This window comes from Mycobacterium sp. NPDC003449 (genome assembly GCF_053588415.1).
This window is the reverse complement of record NZ_JBSFPX010000082.1, coordinates 1-18,627: the sequence shown is the minus strand read 5'-3', so window position 1 is coordinate 18,627 and position 18,627 is coordinate 1. Positions and strand designations below refer to the sequence as shown.

The window sequence follows — 18,627 nt, the reverse complement described above, 5'->3', positions numbered from 1 at the left end:
TTCTCACCGACCTTTGGGGGCGTCCTCGGGGGTGCGCGGCAGGGCGTAGAGCGCCATCCGCCGGTTGGACATCTCATGCTCACCCAGGAACGTGCAACCCGCCCATTCGCACACCCGGCGGGCCCCGGTGTTGCGGTGGTCCGGGTCGAACATGATGCGCCGGCAGTCCGGTTCGAGTTCGAAGACGCTGGCCACCACCCGGGGCAGCAGGAACGGGGCGATACCGCGGTTGACCAGGTGCAGATCGGCGATTGCCGCGTGCAGGCCGATGTCGTGCGGGTCCGCGTCATAGCGGGGTGCGATCGAATCCTTTGCGGCACGGTATAACTCGATATAGCCCGCGGGTTTGCCGCGCAGGTTGGCGATCAGCGGCCGCGAATACTCGCCGTCGAGCTGTGCCCGCAGATAGCGCCGCCACCGCTCCGGCGGCCACGGGTACTCCCAGGCCTCCACCAGGTGCGGGCGGTTCATCCATTCCGACACCATCTCGGCGTCGGCGTCGGCGTCGACCAGCCGGATGCCGTACGGCTCCTCGACGACCGGGACGGGTGGGGCCGGGACCGCCCGCACCGCGTCGGTGATGTCGGTGAGCTCGCGCTTGAGAACCGGCTCGACGGCCTCTTCAACGTGGGTATTGATATCGGTCATTTGACGGCTGAGCCTACCGCAGGCAGTGAGGGTAGGTTTACCTACCTTGCCGATCCGTCAGGCCAGGAGACCGGCCAGCACCCGCAAATGACTCAGGTCCAGTTCGCGGGTCGCCGTCACCAGCGTGATCGGCCCGTCGTCGCAGATGGCCCGCAACTCGTCGAACGCGGCCGCCTCCGCCGGAGTCTCCAGCTCGGCGGTGTAGCGCTGCACGAATTCGTCGTACCGCTCGGGCCGGTGGTCATACCAGTGCCGCAGCTCGGTGGACGGCGCGACATCGGGCAGCCACCTGCCCACCCGTGGATCGGTCTTGCGCAGACCCCGCGGCCACAGCCGATCGACCAGCACCCGCTGCCCCTCGTCGGGCCCGGGCTGCTCATAGACTCGCGCCAACCGCACACTTCTGGAGGCCATCACCTGCCAGAGTAGGAGCATGACGGTCGATCGCGTCGCGGATCTACAACGCTGGCAGGACTCGGGCGGGCACTGGCAGGTGGTCGCACAGACCGGTCACGGCGTCACCATCGCCCTGCTGCGTTGCGACGGCGGCGAGGAGGCCGACCGGTTCACCTCCGCCGATCCGCGCCTGCTGGAGTTCGTCGGCGGCCGGTCCGGCAGCCAGGACTAGTTTCGCGGCGGCCAGGCCGGCGCCCCGAGTTCGCGCGAGATGGTGCGGGCGGTATCGCGCAGCGCGTCGAGCGCATCGGGCTCCAGCGGCCACCTGGCGGCGGGAACCACCAGGCCGATCGCCCCGGCCGCCTCGGCGGTGGTGTCGAACACCGGTGCGGCAGCCGAGCATTCACCCAGCACCGCCTCCTCGGCCTCGGTGGCGATTCCCGTCGCCCGGACCCGGGCGAGCTGATCGGCCAGCGCCGCCGGGTCGGTCACGGTCTCGCCGGTCATGCTGTGCAGGTCCCCGGTGTCGAGGTCGGCCCGGAACGCCAGCAGGGCCTTTCCGAGTGCGCTGGCATGTGCCGGGATGACGATCCCCACCTCGGGCATCTGCCGGGTGCCGTCGGGCCGCGGTTCGTGCGCGACCACCACCACCTCGTCGAACAGCAGCACCCCGGTGCGCACCGCACAGCCGGTGCGCCGGGCCAGGTTCTCGGCCCAGATCGTGACCCTGGAGCGCAGTTCGAGGGTGTCCAGATAGACGTTGCCCAGCCGCAGCGTGGCGGGCCCGAGCCGGTAGCGGCCCGAGTCGAGTTCCTGCTGCACCATGCCGTGCGCGAGCAGCGTGCGCACCAGACCGTGCACGGTCGAGGGCGCGAGTTCGATCGCCGAGGCGATCTCGCCCAGGCTCATCCGCCGCCCGCCCTGCAACACCGTGAGGATGCGCAGTGCCCGATCCACGGCCTGGATCATCGCGGCCCCCTTCTGCGCCTCTTGTGCTGACCGAAGCATAAGCGTATGTTCCAGATCACATTCGATATTATCGAACACTATCCGACATAGTCGATCCCCGGCCAAGGAGTGCCATGGACAGTCCTCGTTACCTCAAAAGCTGGCCGCGGAGGCGTTGGGCACCGCCTTTCTGATCTTCGTCGGCGTCGGATCGGTGCCTGCGACCATCATCGTCAATGGGGCCGCCGCGGCCGTCCCCGCCAAGACCACCACCACCGCAGCCTGAGGAGCACAACATGAAGAAACTCATCAACGATCCCGCCGACGTCATCGGTGAAGCGTTGCGCGGCATGGCCATCGCGCACCCGGAACTACGCGTCGACCACACCAACCGGATCGTCTACCGCGGTGACGCGCCGGTGACCGGCAAGGTCGGCCTGATCTCGGGAGGCGGATCGGGCCACGAGCCGCTGCACGGCGGATTCGTCGGGGCCGGCATGCTCGACGCCGCATGCGCGGGCGAGGTCTTCACCTCGCCGGTCCCCGATCAGATGCTGGAGGCCACCAAGAACGTCGACGGCGGCGCCGGTGTGCTGCACATCGTGAAGAATTACACCGGTGACGTGATGAACTTCGAGATGGCCGCGGAACTGGCTGCGGCCGAGGACATCACGGTGGAATCGGTGATCGTCGACGACGACGTCGCGGTGCAGGACAGCACTTTCACGGCCGGAAGGCGCGGCGTCGGCGCGACCGTCCTGGTGGAGAAGCTCGCCGGTGCCGCGGCCGACCAGGGCCGGCCGCTGACCGAGGTCGCCGGCGTGGCACGCCGGGTCAACGCCGCCGCCCGCAGCATGGGCGTCGCCCTCACCTCGTGCACGGTGCCCGCGGTCGGCCATCCCACCTTCGACCTTCCCGACGACGAGATCGAGGTCGGCATCGGCATTCACGGCGAGCCGGGACGTCAGCGGGTGCCGCTGCAACCGGCGTGGGCGGTGGCCGAACTCATGGCCGAACCGATACTCGCCGATCTGGACTTCACCGGCGAGGACGGCGTGATCCTGTTCGTCAACAGCATGGGCGCCACCCCGCTCATCGAGTTGTACGTGATGTACTCGGAGTTCGCGGCGATCCTGGATAAGGCGGGTGTGCGGATCGCACGCTCGTTGGTGGGCCCCTACATCACCAGCCTGGACATGGCGGGCTGCTCGGTGACGCTGCTGCGCGCCGACGACGACCTGCTCGGGTTGTGGGATCACCCGGTCAACACCCCGGCACTGCGGAGAGGATGCTGATATGGATTCGACTGTGGACCTGACCCGTCTCGTCGCCTGGGTGCGCGAGTACGCCCGGGTGATCGGCGAAAACGCGCAGCACCTCAGCGATCTCGATGCGGCCATCGGCGATGCCGACCATGGCATCAACATGGACCGCGGCATGACCGCCGTCCTGTCCGCGCTCGACGAATCGACTCCCGGCGACATGGCCGCCCTGTGCAAGCAGGTGGGCATGACCCTGGTGAAGTCGGTGGGCGGGGCCAGCGGTCCGCTGTACGGCACGTTCTTCCTGCGGATGGCGCCCGCACTGGGTGCCGAGGACACCGTGAGCGCGACCGGCTTCGCCAAGGCGCTGCGGGCCGGTGTGGACGGTGTGGTCCAGCGGGGCCGCGCCGAACCCGGCGACAAGACGATGTTCGACGCGCTGGCCCCCGCGCTGGACGCGCTGGACTCCGCGCTCGCCTCGGGGTCAGGGCTGGCCGACGGCCTGACCGCCGCCACCGCGGCCGCCGAAACGGGCAGGGACGCCACCGAATCGATGGTGGCCCGCAAGGGCCGCGCGAGCTATCTCGGGCAGCGCAGCGTCGGGCACATCGATCCGGGCGCGACATCGGCGGCACTGCTGATCGCCGCGGCGGCCGCAACCGGCGGGACCTCGACGTGACGGTGGGCCTGGTCGTCGTATCCCACAGCCGCCCCCTGGCCCGCGCCGCGGTGGCCCTGGCCCAGGAGATGTTGCACGGAAAGCAGATCCGGATCGCGGTGGCCGCAGGGCTCGACGAAACCATGTTCGGCACCGACGCCTCGGCGATCCTGGACGCCATGACCGACGCCGACGACGGCGACGGTGTGGTGGTGCTCATGGACCTGGGTAGTGCGGTGCTCTCGGCCGAACTCGCGCTGGAACTGCTCGACGACGACGCCCGCAACCGCGCCCGGCTGTGCCCCGCTCCCCTGGTCGAGGGGCTCGTCGTGGCCGCCGTCGCGGCGGCCGGTGGCGCGCCGGTCGACGACGTCGCCGCCGAGGCGTCGGGCGCCCTGGCTGGAAAGCTCGCCCAGCTCGGCGCGGAGCCGGAGACGCCGGCATCCGAAACCGCCGCCCCCGGCGCCGACGAACTCACGGGCGGCTTCGTCGTCGCCAATCCGCACGGTCTGCATGCCCGGCCCGCGGCGCGCCTGGCCGGCGAGGTCCGGCGCCGCGCTGCACAGGTGCGAATTCGCAACCGCCGCAGCGATTCCCAGTGGGTCGACGCCGCCAGCCTGTCCAAGATCGCGACCCTCGGGGTGCGCAGCGGCGACGAGGTCGAGCTGCGGGTATCGGGCACCGAGGCGGCCGAGGCGCTCGAGCACATCCTGGCCCTGGCCGGCCGGAATTTCGACGAGTCCACGGCCGCCGCGGCTGCGGCGCCCGTGCCGGTCGCGGCGCACGCCCCGATCGGCGCAGGGCCAGGTCTAGGCATCGGACCCGCCTGGTCGGCACACTCTGGCGCCATCGCAGTACCCGACACCCCGGCGGGCGATCCGGCGGCCGAATGGCGCGAGCTCGGCACCGCCATCGCCGACGTACGCCGTGCCATCACCGCGTTGCGGGCCCGAACCGCCCGCGATGTCGGCGAATCCGAGGCGGCGATCTTCGATGCGCATCAGCTGCTGCTCGACGACGATGCGCTGCTCGGCGCCGCGCGCGAGCGAATCGACCAGGGCCACAACGCCGCCGCGGCCTGGGCGGCCGCGGTGACCGGGCTGGCCGCCGAGTTCGCCGCGCTGCCCGATCCCTACCTGCGGGCCAGGGCCGAGGACGTCACGGCCGTGGGCGATCAGGTGCTGCGCGCCATGCTCGGCGGCGCGGCGGGAACCGAGATCGACGGCGGTGTGCTGGTGACCGGCGACCTGACCCCGGCCGAGGCGGCCGAGCTCGATCCGCAACGGGTGGCCGCCGTGCTGCTGGCGTTCGGCAGCCCGCAAGCTCACAACGCGATCCTGCTGCGCGCCAAGGGTATACCGCTGATCGTCGGGGCCGGCCCGGGGGTACTGGCGATCCCCGACGGGACCACCGTCGCCGTCGACGGGGGCAGCGGGGAGTTCATCGTCGACCCACCCGCGGCGGTCAGGGAGGATTTCGCGGCCCGCGTCGCGGATTCGGCACAACGACGGCGCGCGGCGCGCGCCAGGGCCACCGAGCCCGCGGTCACCCGCGAAGGCGTCACGGTCGGTGTCGGCGCCAACATCGGCTCGGTCGAGGACGCCAGGGCGGCGGCCGCCCAGGGCGCGGATTTCGCCGGGCTGATCCGTACCGAGTTCCTGTTCATGGGGCGCGCGCAGGCACCCGACGCCGACGAGCAGCTCGCGGTGTACCGCAAGATCGCCGAATCGCTTGACGGACGCCGTATCACGCTGCGCACGCTGGATGTCGGCGGCGACAAACCGCTGGAGTTCCTGCCCGGCCCGGCCGAGCTGAACCCGTATCTGGGCGTGCGCGGCATCCGGCTGTCCCTGGCCTACCCCGAGCTGCTGGCCGAGCAGCTGCTGGCGATGGCCCGGCTCGCGCGGCATACACCGGTCAGCGTGATGTTCCCGATGGTCAGCACGCTCGACGAGCTGTTCGCCGCCCGCCGGCTGCTGGACGAGGCGGTCGGGCGGGCCGGCGGCGGCCCGCCCGCCGGACTTCAGGTCGGCATGATGGTCGAGGTGCCCGCCGCGGCACTGAAATCCGCCGCCTTCGCCCCGCACGTCGACTTCCTGTCGATCGGCACCAACGATCTGACCCAGTACACGCTCGCCGCCGACCGCAACAACGATGCCGTTGCCGCCCTGGGCGATTCGTTCGACCCTGGGCTGCTGCGCCTGATCGATGCCACCTGCTGCGGCGCCGCCGGACGCGCATCGGTGTCGGTCTGCGGCGAGTTCGCCGCAGACGAGGGTGCCGCCGCGCTGCTGGTCGGGCTCGGGGTCGACGGGTTGAGCGTCACTCCCCCGGCGGTACCCGCGACCAAGGAGGCGGTGCGGGCCATCGACCGGCAGCGGGCCCGGCGCACGGCGCAGGCGGCGCTGGTGGCCGACAGCGCGGCGGCGGTGCGCGCGCAGCTGGGGTCAGGGACCGGGTTCGACCACCCATGATCCGCGCCGCAGCACCCCCGTCACCGCAAGGCCGTCGTCCAGCACCACCAGATCGGCCGGCGCGCCCGCGACCAGCCCGTCCCCCGGCAGCCCCAACGCCCTGGCCGGGTTGAGCGAGGCCTGGCGCACGGCCAGCAGCAACGCCTGGTCGCGGGGCAGGTCGCTGTGGGTGACGGCGAATCTGAACACCCGGTCCATGGTCGCGGTGCTGCCGGCGATCGTGTCGGTTCCGCCGACCCGCGCGACCCCGTCGACGACATCGACCGGCAACGGGCCCAGATGGTAGACCCCGTCCGGCATCCCGGTCGCGGCCATCGCGTCGGTCACCAGCGACACCCGCTGGGCCCCAACACTTCGCGTGACATGCCGGTAGATCGCGGGGGCGATGTGCACACCATCGGTGATGAGTTCCACGGTCACCCGGGGATCTTCCATCAGGGCGACGGCGGGGCCGGGTTCACGGCGGTCGATCGGCCGCATGGCGTTGAACAGATGGGTGCCCACGGTCGCGCCGGCCGTGATTGCCGAGCGGCTCTGCTCATAGCCGGCCTCGGTGTGGCCGACGGCCACCACCACACCCGCATCGACGAACTGTCCGATCGCGGCCAGGGCACCCTCGCGCTCGGGGGCGATGGTGACCATCCGGATCGCCCCCGCGGCGGCGTTCAGCACGCCGGCGATCTCGCCGGGGTCCGGATCGCGCATCAGCGCCGGTTGATGCGCACCGCACCGCTTGGTGGACAGCCACGGGCCTTCGAGGTGGATGCCGTCGAGGAGCCCGGCCTCGACGTCGGCGGCCAGTCCGGTGACCTGTCTGAGCAATTCGTCGGGGCCGGCGGTCACCAACGATGCGATCAGGGCCGTCGTGCCGTGCCGACGGTGCAGGTCCACCGCGGTCTCGGTCTCGCCGGTGCGCGCCGAGGTGAAATTCGCACCGCCGCCGCCGTGCACGTGGGTGTCGACGAAGCCCGGCACCACCGTGACGGCGCCCAGGTCGCGGTCGGCCGTGCGGGGCGGAGCACCCGCCCCGATCTCGGCGACCGTCGCGGCGGAAACCTCAATCCACCCCGGCCGCAACAACTCCGCACCGGTCAGCAGCGTCTCGGCGGTCAGCAGCATTCAGATGCCCTGCCAGTCCGGTTTGGACCGGTAGGTCTCGCGGTAATAGTCGATGAGTTGCAGCCGCTGTGCGGCCGCATCGTCGAGCAGCACCGTCACGTGCGGGTGGTGTTGCAGGATGGTGGCCGGCCACATCGCGCTGACGGCGCCCTCGACCAGGTGATGCACCGCCTCGGCCTTGCTGCGCCCGGTCGCCACCAGAATCAGATGCCGGGCCTCCATGATGGTTCCCAGCCCCTGGGTCATGCAGTGGGTGGGCACCGATCCGACGTCCCCACCGAAGAACCGGGCGTTGTCCACCCTGGTCTGACGGGTCAGCGTCTTGATCCGGGTGCGCGAGGCCAGCGACGAACCCGGCTCGTTGAACGCGATGTGGCCGTCGGTCCCGATCCCCAGGATCTGCAGGTCGATCCCGCCCGCGTCCCGGATCGCCGCCTCGTAGGCGACACAGGCGGCCGGGATATCGGTTGCCAGTCCGTCGGGTCCCTGCACCGCGCCCGCGGCGAAATCCACCCGGGAGACGAAGACGGTGTCGATGACGTTGCGGTACCGCTCGGGATGGTCGGCGGGCAGCCCGACGTACTCGTCGAGCGTGAAACCCTTCGACCGCCGGAACGAGATGTTGCCCGCGTCGTGGCGTTCGGCGAGTTCGTCGTAGATCGCCAGCGGCGAGGATCCGGTGGCCAGGCCGAGCACCGCGGCCGGGTTGCGGTCCAGCAGCGCGCCGATCGCATCGGCGGCGACCGAACCGGCCTGTTTGGCGTCGGCCAGGATGACGACTTCCATCTACTTGCTCGCGGTGAACAGCTCGGCACCCGAGGCGATATCGGCACCGTCGGTGACGGCCCGGGCGGCGACCACGTTGCCGGGTTCGCGTTCGTCCATGACCACCACCGGGACGATGGGGTTGAAGCCCTTGGCCTCGATCGCCGGGACGTCGTAGGTGATCACGGCCTGGCCCGCGGTGACGGTGTCACCCTGGCCGACATGGGTGGTGAAGCCCTCACCGTTCAGCTGCACGGTGTCGAGGCCGAGATGGACCAGTACGCCCACCTTGTCGGCGGTCATGATGACGTAGGCGTGCGGCATCAGCTTGATCAGCGTGCCGCTGACCGGGGCGACCGCGTCGATAACGCCGCGCGGCGGGTCGACGGCGGCGCCGTAGCCGACCATGCCCGCCGAGAACACCGGGTCGGGGACGTCCTGCAGGGCAACGGCGCGTCCCGCGACCGGTGCGAGAACCTGGGTCTGGCTCACCATCGTGACTCCTTTGCTCGTGCGCACCAACAATACGAGCCTGACCGCAAGACGGCCGCGAGTCCCCCGGTTCTCGTCTAAGCTTCCGCACAGCTTGAGCGGCGGGCCGCGCTGGGCGGCCAGAAGGGCGGAGGCAATGAGCGGTACGACGAAACCTGAAGGTGCACAAAGACAGTCAGGGCTTCGCGTACCCGGGTTCGCCCAGTTGCAACGGCTCGGCAAGAGCCTCATGTTGCCCATCGCGGTACTGCCCGCGGCGGGCATCCTGCTGCGGCTGGGGCAGCCGGACCTGCTGGGCCGGATCGAGGCCCCCGTCATCGGCCCGTTCTTCAAGGCGATGAGCGCGGCCGGGGACGCGCTGTTCACCAACCTGCCGCTGCTCTTCGCGGTGGGTGTGGCGATCGGCTTCGCCCGAAAGGCCGACGGTTCGACCGCCCTGGCCGCCGTGGTCGGCTACCTGGTGGTGCAGGCCGTGTTCAAGACCATGTCGCCGATCGTGTTGGCCGGCGAGGTCGACAAGGCGGGTGAACAGGCCCAGATCAACTACAGCGTGTTCGCCGGCATCGTGGTCGGGCTGATCACCGCCTGGCTGTTCGACCGCTACCACACCATCCAATTGCCCTCGTATCTCGGGTTCTTCGGGGGCAGACGATTCGTGCCGATCGCGGTATCGCTGGCCTGCCTGTTCATCGCCTTCGTGATGAGCTACTTCTACCCGATCTTCGACGCCGGGCTGACCGGGCTGGGCCGGTTCATCGGCGGGGCGGGCGCGTTGGGCGCGTTCGTCTACGGATTCACCAACCGGATGCTGATTCCGCTGGGCCTGCACCATATTCCGAACTCGTACGTGTGGTTCATCTACGGCGACTACCAGACTCCCGACGGCCAGGTGGTCACCGGAGAACTCACCCGTTTCGCGTCGGGTGATCCGACGGCGGGCATCCTCACCTCGGGTTTCTACCCGATCCTGATGTTCGGGCTGCCCGCCGCCGCCCTGGCAATGATCCATGTGGCCAACAAGAAACAACGCAAGGTCGCGGTCGGCATCCTGTCGGCGGCCGCGCTGACCGCGTTCCTCACCGGCGTCACCGAACCCCTCGAATTCGCGTTCATGTTCGTGGCATTCCCGCTCTACGTCATCCACGCGGTGCTGACCGGGCTGTCGCTGGCGATCGCCTACCTGCTCGACATCCACCTGGGTTTCTCGTTCTCCGCAGGCCTCATCGACCTGCTGCTCTACGGCACCGCACCGGCGGCCAAGAACATCCCGCTGCTGGTCGGGATGGGCGCGGTCTTCTTCGTCGTCTACTACCTGATGTTCCGGTTCGCGATCACCCGATGGAACATGCGGACCCCCGGCCGCGAACCGGAGTCGGAGTTCGAGGCCCAGGAGGCGGCCAACCTCGGCGAAGGCGGCGAATCGACCACCGCCGTCGCCGCCGGTGGCACCGGTGGTGGCACCGGGACCGACACCGTGGCCGCACCCGCACGCACCGACAGCAAGACCGAACAGATCATCGCCGCGTTCGGCGGCCGGGACAACCTGGTCAACGTCGACGCGTGCATCACCCGGCTGCGGATGGAGGTCGCCGACAAGGCCAAGGTGGATCAGGCCCGGCTCAAGAGCCTGGGCGCCGCCGGTGTCATCGAGGTCGGCAACAACGTTCAGGCGGTGTTCGGCACCGACTCCGAGGCCATCAAGAACTCGATCATCGAGAACCTGTAACGCGGGTCAAGCCGGCGTTTCGCTGGCCGGATTCTTGCCGGTTTGGTGACCGTCGCGCAGCAGCTGCTCGAACAGTGCCCGGTAGTGGACGAACGCCTCGCGCTGCGCCTCGGTGCCGATATCGCCCTGGTCCTGCGCGAGACGCAGGATGTGCGCGGCCCGGTAGTGCTCGACGACCTCGGGGTGATCGACCGAGATGTCGGCCGCGCGTTGTTCGAAATCGTCGACCGGATAACCACGTTCGCGCATCACGTCGGTGACCAGGCGATCCGCGTCGTTCACCGCTTTGGAGGGATCGTCGACGAAACCGACCTGCGTCGCGCCCCATTTCTCGGTGAACGTGGCCCGCGACTGAGCCGTCAACGCCGTGATGTCGAGCTTGCGGTGCTTGCGTTCGCGGGCCCGGAGTTCCTTCTCCGCGGCGCGTTGACCACCCTGCGTGTCGACGGCCCGTTCGTACTCCGCTCCGAACTGGCTCTTGAGCCGTTCGCTACGTTTCTGACGCATCATCGCCGCCGCCGCGATCAACGCCAGCACGACGATGACCACGACGACTAGGGCGATGACGGTCCAACTCCATGTCTGCATCTCCAGACCTCCTGCGCTGAGGAGTACCCGCCGGCTGTCTACAGAAACGTCAATTCCCGGTCCGCACGCGACCGCGTTGTCACCGACGCGGCCGCGGCGATCGCCAGCACCGCCACCACCAGGCAGAGCACGGTGTAGACGAGGCTGCCCACCGGGTCGCCGGCAGCCGTCACACCCGCCACCGCACCGAAATACGCCGGCAGCGCCGTCAGCCACAGGATGGTCATCACGACGAGGTACACCCCGGCGTAGGCCAGGATGACCGGGTTGGCGTGGCCGTCGGTGTCGGTGCCGCGCCGCATGCTCATCCACCGGCCGACGAGCACCGGGATCGCCACCGCCGTGAGGACGACGAGTTCGGTGGCGTAGATCAGGCCCCCGACGGTGGTGCTGCCCGAGAGCGCGACGCCGATGGTGGCCGGCAGCGGGAGCACCGCGGTGCCGATCGAGGCGAGGACGCCGACCACGATGGTGCGCCACAGCACCTGCGCGCCGGTGAAGGCGCGGCCCCCGTCGACCTGGCGCCCGACGAACAGCTGCACGCAGAATGCCAGCGACATCGGCCACAGCGCGGCGAACACCACGACGCTGGGCAACGGTACCGAGTCGAAGAACGGCTGATTCATCGGATGGTCCAGAGTCCATTCCCACCACCGCAACTGGGGTCCGAGGTGGTCGAAGATCTCGTAGAACGCGTGGTGGACGAACCCGACGCAGACCGCCCCGACCAGGGCGCCGTGCCGGCGGAACACCCCGAGCATCCGCACGATCTCGAACGCGACCGTGGCCATCATCGGGTAGATCGCCACGATGTAGAGCGGCAGTCTGCCCCACAGGAAGTCGACGGTGAACACGTTGTGGGCGAACATCGTGTCGACGTGGTCGCCGATCCCGAACGGCCCGGGAAAGTACAGCGGCGGTTCGATGATCAGCAGGTAGGCGATGGCCCCGAACCACAGCACGAGGTTGGTCGGGTCGTGGTGGCGGCGCAGCCGCACGATCGCGTACATCAGGGCCAGCACCGCGCCGGCGATCACGGTGACCTCCAGCACCGGCAGCGTCCAGTTCTCCAGACCGAACGGGTTGCGGAACTCGACGATCCCGCCGGCGGTGTCACACGAAAAGCCCAGGCGGGCAGCCAGATCTGCGAACGTCGGGGTGCACAGATCAGACATCGGCGGTGTCCGTCCGCCGCCCCGCCGTGTACCACCGGGTGACTTCGTAGCCCTGCTCGTAGCGGGCGAACCACTCGTCGGCCAGCACGGGCAGGTTCTCCCGTGCGGGGTCGTGGCCGGGGATCTGGCTGCGCACCACGCCGGCCATGGCGATCAGCTGCTCGCGGACCGGCAGGTGCCGGAACGCGTTCGCGAACGGCCCGTCGTCCGGTGCATCGACGAGCGGAAGTTTCTGCAGCAACGCCTTTTTCCGCGCCTGCATGCCGAACATCGACAGCGCGTCGATCTTGCGTTCGGCCAACGGGACATGCTTGTTGAAGCCCTCGCAGGTCAGCCTCATCACCGCCCACACATGTCTGAAGATCGAGGGCGCCACCCGCACCCGGTACCAGGGGTCGTCGACGACCGCGTCGTAGATGATCAACGCCGAGCTGCGGTGCTCGACCTCCTCGACGAAGTGCCACAGGAACAGCGATGCCACCCGGTCGTCGCCGGGGGCGAACAGGGTGTCGTCATGGTCGAGCATGAGTTTGAACACCGGGGTGAAGGTGGCCTCCAGATCGGCGGTGTAGGCCAGCCGGTATTTCAGCGGGGTGGTGGCGGTGAGGTCGTCGAACGCCGCCATCACCTCGTCGAGGGTCTCCTTGAGGGCGGGGTAGCTCTTGATCAACCCCTTCGCGTGCTGGCGATGGGCCATCGAGTGCTGGCCCTCCTGGCGCACGAATGCCTGGGCTTCCTCGGCGATTTCGGGATCGCCGATATGCGGCATGGCCTCGGGGATCATCTGGCCGATCATCTTCTCGAAGGCGATCGCCAGGAACGACACCGCATTAGCCATGCTGGAAAACGCGGGATTGGCCTCGTTCCACAGGAAGGGAACGGGATGCTCGGCGAACGCGAACCGCATCTTCCGCACGATCAGATCTGTCATCGGTGGCACCTCGGCTCGAAGTAATCATACAACTCCCGTGTCGCATGTATGATTACTTCATCTGGCCCCGATCGTCAACGACGGTGGCGATATCCTGCTGAGATGTCGGTGCGCAGAAATCCGGGCCGTGGCGCGTAGACGCGGGTGGAACGGGGATCCGCCCGGCAGCGACGAGGAAGCCGCCGAGCGCATCGTGGCGACGGCGGTCGCGCTGATCGCCGAGACCGGCACCGACGTCGGCATCGCCGACGTCGCGGCATCGCTGGGCGTCATCCGGCAGACCGTGTACCGCTACTTCCCGACGGCCGAGGCCCTCATGCACGCGGCCGCGATCGCCTCCGTCGACGCCTTCCTCGACCGGCTCACCGACACCGTGCGCGGCATCTCCGATCCCGCGGAGGCGATGGCCGAGGGCGTGCTCTACTCGCTGGAGGAGGTAGCGCGCACCCCCCATCTGGGCATCCTGCTGTCCGAACCGTACGTGGCCACGAACTCCGGCAACCTCGCCTCCGACGAGGCGCAGGCGATCGGCCTGCGGATGCTCAAACGCTTCGATGTCGACTGGGACAAATACGGCTATGACGAAGCGGCCCAGCATGGCCTCGTCGAGTTCACGCTGCGGACGATGATGTCGTTCTTCGTCGCGCCCAACGAACCGGGCCGCGGCCGCGACGAGTTGCGGCGCTTCCTCAAACGCTGGCTGGGTGGGGCGATCCTGGCCCAGCCCCGCGACGACTCGGTTTAGCCGGGCTGCTCCAGGTGGGCCAGGGCCTCGGCCACATCGTCGGTGACGTGGACCAGGCCGGCCAGCGGCACCGGCAGGAAGCCGTCGCGCTCCATCCGCTCAAGTTGCATGACCAGACCGTCGTAGAAGCCCGAAGTGTTCAGCAGCACCACGGGCTTGTCGTGCTGCCCTTGCTTGCGTAGCTCCAGAATGTCGGTGGCCTCGTCGAGGGTGCCGAGGCCACCCGCCATCACCACCAACGCATCCGAGCGGCCGAGCAGCAGCGCCTTGCGTTCGGCAAGATCCGCGGCGATCACCATCTCGTCGGCGTCGGCTCTGGCCCGATGCCGCAGAAACTCGACCGAGATGCCGACGAGCCGGCCGCCACTGTCGCGGACCCCGTCGGCGACGACCTTCATCAGGCCGGTGTCGGAGCCGCCCCACACCAGGGTGTGGCCGGCTTTGCCGAGCAGTTCGGCGAACTCGCGGGCCGGTTCGGTGTAGCGCTCGTCGAGATCGGCGGCGGAAAGGAAGACACAGATGTTCATATCGGGCGGCCTCGCTCAGATCTGGGCGAAGCAGGGATCCGCTTCGTCATTGGGGATCGAGGCGTCCCGGCTGGAGAACTGTCCGACCACCCCGGTATCGGTCACCTCGACGCTGTCGGCATGGATGCCGAGCGGATAGTTGTCGTTGAGCGTGATGGTGAGCCCGTCCAACGCGGACTGCACGGTGTCCTTCGAGAACGGGCCGGTGACATCGAGCACGCGCAGGCCCAGATCGCCGTCGGTCACCACCGGCTGCGCGGTGACCCGATTGTCTCCGGCGGCCTCCAGGATGAGGGTGCCCGCGGCGGGGTCGGTGCTCACCCCGGTGACCAGACTGCCCACCCCGGGCAGGTTGTCGGCCACGGTGTCCTTGATCCCGTCCGCCGTCCAGGACAGGGTGGCGTCCAGGGATCCGATCGTGCCCTTGGAATCCGCCGAATCCTGCAGCCGAATATCGGACAGGCTCACCTCGGCGGTCATCCCCTCGGCCGCCTGGACCCGGTGGCCCGCCGTCTCGACGGTGATGTTGGTGTAGTGGCCGGTGACGTGCTGCCACAGGAACGGCGGTTTGACCCCGAACGAGATGGTGGCACCGTCCTCGACCACGCACTGGGTGACCTCACCGAGGACGGTTCCGGCCCGGTGCCGCGCGTACAGCTCGGCGACCGCAAGCCCGCCGAACACCAGGGCCACGACGATGACGGCGATCAGGAGGATCAACCGCGGACTGCGGCCCCTGGCCTTGGGGCCGTCCGCCCCGTCGGCCGGCCGGGCAGGGGGCGGGGCCTGCGGCGGGGGTGGCGGCGCACCGCCGGGCCGCTCGGCCGCCGGCGGGCGGGGCCGGGCGATCTTCTCGGTGGCCATCGCGTCCGGCGGCTGCCGGCGTGCGTGGATCTGCTCGGTGGCCGCGGCATCGGGGGGCTGCCGGCGCGCCCGGATCTGCTCGGTCGGCGGTTCGGGTGCGGCCGGGCGCGGTAACCGCCGGGTGGCCGGGTCGGGCGGCGGAGTTCCCCTACCGCGCCAACCAGGTTGCCCGGGGCGTTGCGGCGGTGTCGGCATCTCCGCAATTCTGCCCCATCCGGCCGGGTGCCCGCCGTCGGCACGCCACGATCAGGGCAGCACGGTCTTCATGAGCATCACGTTGTACGCCGACCAGAGCGACAGGTTGTAGTACAGCTCCTTGCCCACCGACCACGGATGCAGCAGCGGCGCGTAGATGCCGCCCGGGTACTGCGCCGCGGGGACGAGCAGCTGCTCGGGGCCCCACGGGCCCTGCGGCGCCGCCGCGGTCCGCATCACCACATCGTTGGCCCCGTTGCAGTACAACACCAGGTACTGCTTGAGATAGGTGTTGTACTGCACCGACATCTCCCCCACCGGGCCGGGGATCACCGGCGTCGCGGCGGCGGGATCCCTTGGGATCCAGGCATTCCGGTCGGCATTCCAGTATTCGTAGCGGTTCAGGTCGGGCACCGCGCCCTGCGGCACCCGGGATACGAACGCCGAACCGCTGCGCCCCGACGGGGTCCCGAACGAGTACAGGTACGGATCGCCCGGACCCGGACGCAGGAACGCGCCCTGCTGGAAGTTCTCGTTCCCGGCCTGCGGTGTCCGGATGGTGCCCGGATAGACACCCCAGTTCTCGCCGTTGTCCGGGGACATCGCGATCGCCGAGAAGTTGGTCGACCACTGACCGTCGCTGTCCCAGTTCCTGATCGACATGAAGTTGAGGTACTGGGTCCGCCCCACCGCGATGCCCGCGGTCGGGATGACGCCCTTCTCGGTCGGCGCGCGCCTGATGCTGTTGATGATCTGCTTGGACAGGCCGGGAGCCCACAGCGGAGAGCCCGAATACCGGTTGTTCACAACACCGTTCGGCACGGCGATGGTCTTGGACAGGGATCCGTCCTGGGTGCGGAACAGCGTGTTGTAACGCCATTGCTGACCACGCACGCCGCAGTAGCCGTAGGTGTCACCGAACGCCATCAATACCTGACGGGAGTTGGGATCGCCGTTGTCCCACATGATTCCGAGATCGGTGCCGGTGATGGCGAAACGTTTGATGGTCTCGTTCGGGCTCTCGGGTCCGGTCACCCAGCCCACCAGCGTCGTCCCGGGGGGCGCCTGCGGCGCGGGCGGCGCCACGGCAGCGTTCGGCGCCGGCTGGGCCACATTCGGCGCGGGCTGGGTGTTCTGCGCCTGCGGCGGAGGCTGAGGCGCGGGGACCACGGCCGCCTCCTGACGCACCGGGGCCGATCGCGGGTTGAACGCGTTGATCAGCGCACGCGACAACTTTCCGATATTCGGAAGCGGCGCATCGTCATTTGCGCCGGCCGGGCGGTGCCCCCTCGGTGGGCCGCCGGGCAGGGCCGGCGTCGCACCGGTGTTCGCGGGGGGTTGGGCCGCCGCGGCCGCACCCGTGCACGGTTCGGCGTTCGCCCGGGGTGCCGCCTCGATCGAGACGCCCATCGTCACGATCAGTCCGACCGCGACCGATGCCGCCGATAGTGAGTTGATCCGACGACGTCGCGACATGTCACACCTTCCCGAAAGGGACGCCGCACCGACGTCAAAAGCTGGCCTATGTGACGATAGTGATTACTGGGGCGTTTGGGACGGGTGAGTCACGAATAGCGATAGATCTGTGACCGTGTCGCAACCGGGCCCCGGCGCGGCGAAAGCGCATACTTGCCGCCCGCCCGAAGCGGTGCCGGGACGACGTTGCCAGCCCGACGGTCCAACCTTTTTGACATCCGCATGAGCGAAGCCTGGTGGGCTCCCCGTTCCTTCGATAGCGTGACTCTCGGAGGACCAACCGGAAGGAGCAGTCACCATGGCCGACAAGGGTTCATTCGACCCGAAGAAGGGCGGCAAGTTCGAGCCGACCACCAAAGCCAAGCCGCCGCCACCGCCGCGACCGGGCCACAACAAGAAGTAACCGAGACCCGCGACAGTGTCCCCCAGCGTTTGCTGGGGGCATGACGGCTGCACCGGAAATCCCGTCGCGTTCTCGCCGGGCCGACAGCCGAGACTGCCCGCTTGCGAATTCGTCGAGTTCGCAAGCGGGCAGTTTCGTCACACCCGGCGACGCATCCGCTCCCACGGCCACGTCATCGCGGCCCACACCACAAGGACGATCGCGACCTCGGCCAGCAGATACACCGGCCAGGGCCCCAGCACATCCAACAGTGATGCGGTGGGCGGCTTGCCGTTGAGGTATCCGTAGTTGCTTCCCGCAATCATGTTGAACGCGAACGTGACTGCCGCCCAGGCCAGCGTCACGATGACGGCGAATCGGTAGTCGCGCCACCGCGGGCGCAACCCCCGCCCCCAGGTGAGGTACACGGCCGCCCATACGACGAGCACATGCAGCGCGAAGAACGTGACGAACAGGTGGTGGGGGAAGTCCGGCGCGCCCTCGTCCGGGGTGCCGACGTCGGGCGTAATCAGTGCCTGCGAGCTCAACACCAGACCCCAGTAATAGGTGAGCACCCGGGCCCAGTGCCGCTGCGACCACAACGCGTAGGCGGCCGTGAGTTCCGCGACGTCGCATAGCTGTAGCGGCACCGAGGTGTCGATATTCGGCTTGACGAGTTTGTAGATCAGCGCCGCACCGAAGACCACGACGATCAGAACCGCCATGACCCGGCCGAGCATCCGGGCCTGGGAATCGGTCAGCCCGCGCCCGATCCCGACCAGAAGTACGACGCCGATCGCGAACACCGCGAGCACCACCAGATGCGACGGGCCGTAGGCCACGAACTCGTGTTGCGCGGAGACCTGCTCGATCAACTCCCCATCACCTCACCGGCTGTCACGTCGTCAGCACCCGACCGGCGCCCTCCTGCCCTTCATCACACCGTCAGGGGGCCGTGGTGTCCATTTCGACACGGGGAATGTCGGTTTCAGCCGTCGAGGCCGCGCGGCCCGCATGTCGCCACCGGCGCCGAGCACCGGCAGACCAGCTGAACTCTCGTCAGCGAACCCGCTAGACCAGTCCGATCCCGGGGGACGGCGACGCGGTTGGGTAGGTCGTCGGACCGGTCCCGGGCGTCTGCGGCGCGTACCCCGGCGTCGACCCTGGTGGCTGCAGGCCGTATCCCGGAGACTCCGGCCCGTACCCCGGCGACGACCCCGGTGGCTGCAAGCCGTATCCCGGAGACTCCGGCCCGT

Annotated in this window: 20 protein-coding genes; 6 read left to right on the top strand and 14 right to left on the bottom strand. The window is 69.1% G+C overall.

Annotated features, from left to right (window positions below):
* Positions 1-3: 3 nt before the first annotated feature.
* Both ACWDTP_RS20500 and ACWDTP_RS20495 read right to left on the bottom strand, forming a co-directional pair.
* The gene (locus ACWDTP_RS20500) at positions 4-648 is read right to left on the bottom strand and encodes a GNAT family N-acetyltransferase (protein ID WP_450023053.1); all 645 of its coding nucleotides are present in this window, start codon (positions 646-648) and stop codon (positions 4-6) included.
* A gap of 57 nt (positions 649-705) precedes the next feature.
* Positions 706-1,065 (bottom strand): DUF488 domain-containing protein, encoded by a 360-nt coding sequence (locus tag ACWDTP_RS20495; protein ID WP_450023072.1) that lies wholly within the window; start codon positions 1,063-1,065, stop codon positions 706-708.
* A 16-nt stretch (positions 1,066-1,081) separates the two neighbouring features.
* Here ACWDTP_RS20495 and ACWDTP_RS20490 point away from each other — a divergent pair, with 16 nt between their 5' ends.
* On the top strand, positions 1,082-1,276 hold the full coding sequence (locus ACWDTP_RS20490; protein WP_450023051.1) for a hypothetical protein: 195 nt from the start codon (positions 1,082-1,084) through the stop codon (positions 1,274-1,276).
* On the opposite strand, the gene ACWDTP_RS20485 is transcribed toward ACWDTP_RS20490, so the two are convergent.
* A complete protein-coding gene (locus ACWDTP_RS20485; RefSeq protein WP_450023049.1) occupies positions 1,273-2,013 on the bottom strand; it encodes an IclR family transcriptional regulator in 741 nt (246 codons plus the stop codon). The genes ACWDTP_RS20490 and ACWDTP_RS20485 overlap by 4 nt on opposite strands.
* 275 nt (positions 2,014-2,288) lie before the next feature.
* Between ACWDTP_RS20485 and dhaK the strand changes: the two genes are divergently transcribed.
* The 3 genes from dhaK to ptsP are packed head-to-tail and all read left to right on the top strand — an operon-like array spanning position 2,289 to position 6,386.
* Positions 2,289-3,287, top strand: a complete 999-nt coding sequence (gene dhaK, locus ACWDTP_RS20480) for a dihydroxyacetone kinase subunit DhaK (RefSeq protein WP_450023047.1) — start codon at positions 2,289-2,291, stop codon at positions 3,285-3,287.
* A gap of 13 nt (positions 3,288-3,300) precedes the next feature.
* On the top strand, positions 3,301-3,933 hold the full coding sequence (dhaL, locus tag ACWDTP_RS20475) for a dihydroxyacetone kinase subunit DhaL (RefSeq protein WP_450023070.1): 633 nt from the start codon (positions 3,301-3,303) through the stop codon (positions 3,931-3,933).
* Positions 3,930-6,386 (top strand): phosphoenolpyruvate--protein phosphotransferase, encoded by a 2,457-nt coding sequence (gene ptsP / locus ACWDTP_RS20470; protein ID WP_450023045.1) that lies wholly within the window; start codon positions 3,930-3,932, stop codon positions 6,384-6,386. Before dhaL ends, ptsP begins: the two co-directional genes overlap by 4 nt.
* Here the strand turns inward: ptsP and nagA are convergent.
* The 3 genes from nagA to ACWDTP_RS20455 are packed head-to-tail and all read right to left on the bottom strand — an operon-like array spanning position 6,360 to position 8,762.
* The gene (gene nagA, locus ACWDTP_RS20465; RefSeq protein WP_450023043.1) at positions 6,360-7,505 is read right to left on the bottom strand and encodes an N-acetylglucosamine-6-phosphate deacetylase; all 1,146 of its coding nucleotides are present in this window, start codon (positions 7,503-7,505) and stop codon (positions 6,360-6,362) included. The genes ptsP and nagA overlap by 27 nt on opposite strands.
* Positions 7,506-8,291, bottom strand: a complete 786-nt coding sequence (gene nagB, locus ACWDTP_RS20460; RefSeq protein WP_450023041.1) for a glucosamine-6-phosphate deaminase — start codon at positions 8,289-8,291, stop codon at positions 7,506-7,508.
* Positions 8,292-8,762, bottom strand: coding sequence for a PTS sugar transporter subunit IIA (locus ACWDTP_RS20455; RefSeq protein WP_450023068.1), 471 nt, complete (start codon positions 8,760-8,762; stop codon positions 8,292-8,294).
* Between the two features lie 136 nt (positions 8,763-8,898).
* Between ACWDTP_RS20455 and ACWDTP_RS20450 the strand changes: the two genes are divergently transcribed.
* Positions 8,899-10,488 (top strand): PTS transporter subunit EIIC, encoded by a 1,590-nt coding sequence (locus ACWDTP_RS20450; RefSeq protein WP_450023039.1) that lies wholly within the window; start codon positions 8,899-8,901, stop codon positions 10,486-10,488.
* Positions 10,489-10,494: 6 nt separating this feature from the next.
* Here the strand turns inward: ACWDTP_RS20450 and ACWDTP_RS20445 are convergent, their stop codons facing one another.
* The 3 genes from ACWDTP_RS20445 to ACWDTP_RS20435 are packed head-to-tail and all read right to left on the bottom strand — an operon-like array spanning position 10,495 to position 13,182.
* Positions 10,495-11,076, bottom strand: a complete 582-nt coding sequence (locus ACWDTP_RS20445) for a hypothetical protein (protein ID WP_450023037.1) — start codon at positions 11,074-11,076, stop codon at positions 10,495-10,497.
* A gap of 38 nt (positions 11,077-11,114) precedes the next feature.
* Positions 11,115-12,251 (bottom strand): hypothetical protein, encoded by a 1,137-nt coding sequence (locus ACWDTP_RS20440; RefSeq protein ID WP_450023035.1) that lies wholly within the window; start codon positions 12,249-12,251, stop codon positions 11,115-11,117.
* Positions 12,244-13,182 carry a metal-dependent hydrolase gene (locus tag ACWDTP_RS20435; RefSeq protein ID WP_450023033.1) on the bottom strand — a complete coding sequence of 313 codons (939 nt, stop codon included), beginning with the start codon at positions 13,180-13,182 and terminating at the stop codon, positions 12,244-12,246. Before ACWDTP_RS20435 ends, ACWDTP_RS20440 begins: the two co-directional genes overlap by 8 nt.
* Positions 13,183-13,309: 127 nt before the next feature.
* Here ACWDTP_RS20435 and ACWDTP_RS20430 point away from each other — a divergent pair, with 127 nt between their 5' ends.
* On the top strand, positions 13,310-13,927 hold the full coding sequence (locus ACWDTP_RS20430; protein WP_450023031.1) for a TetR/AcrR family transcriptional regulator: 618 nt from the start codon (positions 13,310-13,312) through the stop codon (positions 13,925-13,927).
* On the opposite strand, the gene ACWDTP_RS20425 is transcribed toward ACWDTP_RS20430, so the two are convergent.
* The 5 genes from ACWDTP_RS20425 to ACWDTP_RS20405 all read right to left on the bottom strand — a co-directional run.
* A complete protein-coding gene (locus tag ACWDTP_RS20425; protein WP_450023029.1) occupies positions 13,924-14,454 on the bottom strand; it encodes an LOG family protein in 531 nt (176 codons plus the stop codon). The genes ACWDTP_RS20430 and ACWDTP_RS20425 overlap by 4 nt on opposite strands.
* 15 nt (positions 14,455-14,469) lie before the next feature.
* Positions 14,470-15,513: an LmeA family phospholipid-binding protein gene (locus tag ACWDTP_RS20420; RefSeq protein WP_450023027.1), complete on the bottom strand. Its 1,044-nt coding sequence runs from the start codon at positions 15,511-15,513 to the stop codon at positions 14,470-14,472.
* 51 nt (positions 15,514-15,564) lie between these two features.
* The gene (locus ACWDTP_RS20415; protein WP_450023025.1) at positions 15,565-16,989 is read right to left on the bottom strand and encodes a DUF4185 domain-containing protein; all 1,425 of its coding nucleotides are present in this window, start codon (positions 16,987-16,989) and stop codon (positions 15,565-15,567) included.
* A 540-nt stretch (positions 16,990-17,529) separates the two neighbouring features.
* Positions 17,530-18,246: a YwaF family protein gene (locus ACWDTP_RS20410; RefSeq protein ID WP_450023023.1), complete on the bottom strand. Its 717-nt coding sequence runs from the start codon at positions 18,244-18,246 to the stop codon at positions 17,530-17,532.
* 113 nt (positions 18,247-18,359) lie between these two features.
* The coding region (locus ACWDTP_RS20405; RefSeq protein WP_450023021.1) for a hypothetical protein at positions 18,360-18,627 on the bottom strand (268 nt) is incomplete at its 5' end.